The sequence below is a fragment of the Oscillibacter sp. CU971 genome (assembly GCF_905219725.1).
Lineage (GTDB): Bacteria > Bacillota > Clostridia > Oscillospirales > Oscillospiraceae > Oscillibacter.
The window spans coordinates 1-1,317 of sequence record NZ_CAJMXG010000506.1; the positions used below are offsets into that span (position 1 = coordinate 1).

The 1,317-nt window shown below is 55.5% G+C and carries 1 protein-coding gene and 1 pseudogene; both read right to left on the reverse strand.

Annotated features, from left to right (window positions below; genetic code table 11):
- Positions 1-647, reverse strand: a pseudogene (locus JX325_RS16960) (phage integrase SAM-like domain-containing protein); the annotation flags it as partial.
- Positions 605-1,317: site-specific integrase (locus JX325_RS16965; RefSeq protein ID WP_204792191.1), on the reverse strand; the 713-nt coding region annotated here is incomplete at its 5' end. The pseudogene JX325_RS16960 and the gene JX325_RS16965, both read right to left, overlap by 43 nt.

The following is a 1,317-nucleotide window of genomic DNA, read 5'->3' on the forward strand; positions in this document are numbered from 1 at the left end:
GTCAACTCTAGAAGGAATACCTCGTAGTAACCTTCATCCTTGGCCTGGATGAGCAGTCTTTGCAACTCCTCCCTGGTGAGCAGCTGCATCTCCTGCCGTCTGATTGGCGGAGCCTTGCATTCCTCAATTGGATTCTTTACGATCAATCGCTCTGCCACAGCTTTTTCCAACGCCCTGCGGCAGAGACTGTGACAGTTGCGCACCATATTGTCCGAGAGACCACCGCCTCTGGTTTCTCTATGCAGCGTACGTCCATCCTTTCGCATCCAGTTGAAGAACCGCTGGAGGTCATTCATCGTTAACCTGTTCAGAGGAACACTACCTAATTTGGGGCAGATGTAGAGCCAGATAAAGTCCTCATAGGATCGCTGGGAACTGGGGCGAAGCATTGGCTTGCTGTAGTTTTCATACCAGAATTCTACCCACTCGCCGAAGGGCATATCTGCTTTGATCTTGACAGCGGTTGCGGGAGCCACGGACTCTTTCAGTGATTCCAGTTTNGCCACGCACTCCCCCTTGGTCTTGGCAAGGACATTCTTCGTCTTGGGCAGCCCCTTGTCATCATAGCCGACGACCACTCGCCCCTCCCAGCGGCCGTCCTTTCTCAGTCGGACAGTACCCTCGCCGCTTTTGCGCTTTCTTCCCACGGTCTCAACTCCTCTCCGAAAATATCTGTCAGAAAATCACCCACCACTTCCGATGCGCGTTTCTGCATATCGCCGGTGGTGTGGGTGTAGGTGTCCAGCGTGAATGCTGCTCTGGTATGGCCCAGGATGCCTGACAAGGTTTTCACATCCACGCCCGACGCCAGAGCGTGAGTCGCGAAGGTGTGACGCAGGTCGTGGAAGCGAATGTTCGGAAGGCCGGCCTGCTTCAGCAGAACCTTCAGCTGTCGGTATGCGGAGCCAGGATTAGTGGGCTGTTCCGGTTTCAGCGGGTTGGGGAATATCCACTCAGTCAGAGCCGATGCTTTCTTCTTACTGAGCAGAGCTGTTGTACTGGCGGGCAGCACGATTTTCCGGACGCCGGCGCTGGTCTTGGTATCCCCGGCAGTCAGCCCGCCGCCAGTTTCCCGATAGACGGTGCGGCAGACTTTCAGTGTGCCGGTGACCTCATCGAAGTCTTCCCACTTGAGCCCGCAGATCTCACCCCGGCGCAGGCCAGTGGTCAGCTCAGTGTAGAAGAAGTCACACCAGATTTCATCCTCTGCGATGACCTTCATGAACACATCCAGCTGCTTGTCCGTCAGTATCTGCTTTGCCCCATAGCTGAATCTGGGAGCGGTGATTTGCTCGGTCGGGTTGCTGGCGATCAGGT